The 3386-nt window shown below is 55.6% G+C and carries 5 protein-coding genes; 4 read left to right on the forward strand and 1 reads right to left on the reverse strand.

Annotated features, from left to right (window positions below; genetic code table 11):
* Positions 1 to 54: 54 nt before the first annotated feature.
* Positions 55 to 531, reverse strand: coding sequence for a hypothetical protein (locus MRY75_RS15685; RefSeq protein ID WP_292308948.1), 477 nt, complete (start codon positions 529 to 531; stop codon positions 55 to 57).
* Positions 532 to 1102: 571 nt separating this feature from the next.
* On the opposite strand from MRY75_RS15685, the gene MRY75_RS15690 reads away from it, so the two are divergent.
* The 4 genes from MRY75_RS15690 to MRY75_RS15705 all read left to right on the forward strand — a co-directional run.
* The gene (locus MRY75_RS15690; RefSeq protein WP_292308949.1) at positions 1103 to 1528 is read left to right on the forward strand and encodes a calcium-binding protein; all 426 of its coding nucleotides are present in this window, start codon (positions 1103 to 1105) and stop codon (positions 1526 to 1528) included.
* A gap of 140 nt (positions 1529 to 1668) precedes the next feature.
* Complete coding sequence (locus tag MRY75_RS15695; protein WP_095588033.1) at positions 1669 to 2055, forward strand: DUF302 domain-containing protein; 387 nt, start codon at positions 1669 to 1671, stop codon at positions 2053 to 2055.
* A gap of 111 nt (positions 2056 to 2166) precedes the next feature.
* On the forward strand, positions 2167 to 3087 hold the full coding sequence (gene lgt, locus MRY75_RS15700; protein WP_292308950.1) for a prolipoprotein diacylglyceryl transferase: 921 nt from the start codon (positions 2167 to 2169) through the stop codon (positions 3085 to 3087).
* 117 nt (positions 3088 to 3204) lie between these two features.
* Positions 3205 to 3386, forward strand: a 182-nt coding sequence (locus MRY75_RS15705) for a heavy metal-binding domain-containing protein (protein ID WP_292308951.1), incomplete at its 3' end; no start/stop codon positions are given.

Raw genomic sequence — 3386 nt, forward strand, 5'->3', positions numbered from 1 at the left:
CGAACACGACAGTCTAACCAACGCCTTACGCCCAAAAGCGTTGGTTTTGTTCATTTACGGTCGAGTACCAAGCGCCCGTTCAAATTGCGCGATAGCCAAAGACTTGTCATCTTCGTCGTTTTCGAAAAGCTTCGTCGTTTGCACACCCGGCAATTTTCCGAAGTCATCCATCAGACGTCGGGGAAAGAAAGTCCGGCCAATCGACTCGAACCCAGGCAATTGTCTGAGTAGCGCAGACGTGCTCACACTACAAAAGCCAGAAGCCGCTGGGCCATTCGCCACTGCGAGTTGCAATGCCAGTTCTGCAACTTCAGCAGACACTTCGACCTCCTGGATGACGACATGATAGGTCTCTCGTGCATGCGCCCGAGCATAGAAGTCAGCCACTTCCGGAGTGACCCCGTATAGCACATCGCCGCGCTCGGGGACGGAACGAAGCCGAACTGTACCTGCGGGATCGAAGATGACGCGCTGTGATCCGTTGATCATAACGCTGGTATGCGCTCCTGCTCCCGACCTGTTGTTGATCATTGTGTATAGTGTCAAGGCGGTCGGCCCGTCATGAGAGTAGGATGCACTGCTGACTACCTCAGCAGAAGCATCCGGTCTTATGTCGTTTGCGGTCCCGCATCCGAACAAAATCAAAACAGTCAAAATCGGGACGATCCGATGAAAAATGATCACTGCCTTACCCCAACGCTTTTCACGCCGTTTTTCCCGACATCCTGTTTTTGGTCCAATAAATTCGGCGTCAAACGCCGCCCAAATCTGCGTATATCGCGTTCCACAAATGAATAGGAGCGCTCAGACCGGATAGATTTGTCGCAAATTGTAACAGGCATCCTCTGTGCGACCTGGTGATACAAAACACGCGTTCTCCCGCGTTTCGCACCACCAAACACTCCCCATATGATGCGTATCGCAACACTGAAACGAGGTGATCGAAGTGAAACGCAACACACTGCTTGCAGCAATGGCCCTGGCCGCAACCGCACTTGGAACTGCCGCTTCGGCGGAATCCCATCACGGGCATGGGGGTCAACCGGGTGACAAGGGCGGACCGAGTATGATGCAGAACGGGGGTCCGGGCATGATGGGGAACATGGGCGGCATGATGGACATGATGGCGCGCATGCACGGAAACATTATGGGTGGCGGCATGATGGGCGCAGGCATGGGTGGCGGCATGATGCAAATGTTCGACGCCGATGGAGACGGCACAACCACGCCCGACGAGATGCGCACGCAGCTTCAGACCAAGCATACAGAATATGACAGCGACGGGGATGGAAGCCTTTCGATTGCTGAATTCGAAGCCCTCCACAGCGCGATGATCCGCGAGATGATGGTGGATCGCTTCCAACATCTCGATGCCGACGGCGATGGCGCGGTGACGCCGGAAGAAATGGCCGCTCAGGCGAATAGGATGGAACGAATGCAGAATATGCGCTCAAACATGACAGATGCGCCCGCTCGGCCTGGCAACGGTCAGGGTATGGGCGACGGTTCCATGATGCAGGGCAATTGATCCATCGGGTGCCGGGGTCTTGCTCCGGCGCCCGACGTCGAAACGCCAGAACCAGACGCGGCTTATACATTGAACCGAACCGTGGCCTGAACCGTTTGGCCTCGGTACAGCAACAGATTGAGACGAGGAAAGGAAGATCCATGGCCTATACCTATGATCGTATCCTGAAAGACACCAACATTGATGACGCTGAGATGCGTGTTCGAGAAGCGCTGGCAGACGCAGGTTTCGGCGTTTTGACTGAGATTGATGTCAAAGCGACGATGAAAAAGAAGCTCGACGCGGATATTTCCCCGTACCGCATCCTGGGCGCCTGCAATCCGGGCATGGCGCACAAGGCGATTGAGATCGAACCGCGCATCGGCGCAATGCTTCCCTGCAACGTCATCCTGCGCGAGGTGGACGGCGGTACCGAAGTCAGCGCAGTTGATCCTGTCGCTTCGATGCAGGCAGTACAAAACGTAGACTTGCACGCTGTCGCCGGCGAAGTTCGCGATCTCCTGAGGAACGCGCTGGATGCCGCGTGATGTCGGGTTGGGTGTTATTCTCGAAATACCCTCTTGCAGATCGAGCGCAAAAAGCGGTGCTCGATCCATGTCAGTAATCCCAAAATAAACCTTTAGTGAGGAATTCACCCAGTGCTGTCAGCGGGATTGCCATTTCCGGATATTGGAACCGATCTGTTCTCAATCGAGATCGGGGGGATCACATTCGCACTCCGCTGGTACGCGTTAGCCTACATTTTCGGTATCCTTATAGGCTGGCGCATTTGTCTGAGTGCTATGAGCCGTCCTGCGCTCTGGAAGCCAGATGGACCACCGCTTGACCGGACCCAGCTCGAAAATTTCCTGACGTGGATCATCATTGGTGTGATTGCTGGCGGCCGCCTAGGCTTTGTTCTGTTTTATCAGCCCACATATTATCTTGCCAATCCATTGGAAATTCTGATGGTTTGGCAAGGCGGCATGTCTTTCCACGGGGGTTTCGCGGGCGTCGTCATCGCGGCCTTATCGTTCTGCCTTCGACAGAATGCGCCAGTGCTCAGCACTGCCGACTTGCTGGCATTGGCAACGCCGCCCGGCCTTTTTCTGGGACGGTTGGCCAACTTCACGAACAACGAATTGTGGGGTCGGCCAACGGACGTTCCCTGGGCCGTGATTTTTCCCGGAGAGGTTGCACAGGCCTGCTCAGGGATAACAGGTTTCTGCGCTCGGCACCCATCCCAGCTTTATGAGGCGATATTGGAAGGACTCATTCTTGGAACGCTGCTGGTCTATCTCGCGTGGGGCCGCAGCTGGTTGAAAATGCCCGGTGCATTGGCCGGAGTATTCCTGACCGGATATGGTCTTGCCCGAAGCTTCGTCGAGTTATTTCGGCAACCAGACCAACAGTTCGTCACGGAAGACAATCCCATTGGCCATGCGCTCCACTTTGGTGAGTGGGGTTTCACCATGGGCCAGTTGCTGTCCATGCCAATGGTGCTGGTGGGGCTGGGCTTAATCGTGTTTGCCCGCCGCGATCGGAGCCGGACGACGCCAACCCACAAGGCCGCATTATGACCCCGACACTGATCTCTCTTGACCTTCCCGTGGACGGAAGCCTCAAACAAGAGAAGCATTCCCAGAAAGGACCGCGAAATGAGCACCCCAAACAGTTCTGAAACCGCAGCGGCTTCTATGGTATACGTTTGTCCCATGCACCCAGAGGTGCGACAGGATCAGCCCGGCGATTGTCCGAAATGCGGGATGCATCTCGTGTCCGAAGCGGATTTGGAGACCCATTCTGCACATGAGCATCATGGTCATCATGCAGGGGCCGACCCGGAAGATGACCGATATGATCTGGTTCCGGCAGGCCA

The organism is Marivita sp. (assembly GCF_022763305.1).
Taxonomy (GTDB): Bacteria; Pseudomonadota; Alphaproteobacteria; order Rhodobacterales; family Rhodobacteraceae; genus Marivita.

Bases quoted from the DNA above. Each gene is read 5' to 3' on its own strand.
- MRY75_RS15685 (WP_292308948.1), bottom strand. From the start codon at position 531: ATGATCAACAACAGGTCGGGAGCAGGAGCGCATACCAGCGTTATGATC.
- MRY75_RS15690 (WP_292308949.1), top strand. From the start codon at position 1,103: ATGGGCGGCATGATGGACATGATGGCGCGCATGCACGGAAACATTATG.
- MRY75_RS15695 (WP_095588033.1), top strand. From the start codon at position 1,669: ATGGCCTATACCTATGATCGTATCCTGAAAGACACCAACATTGATGAC.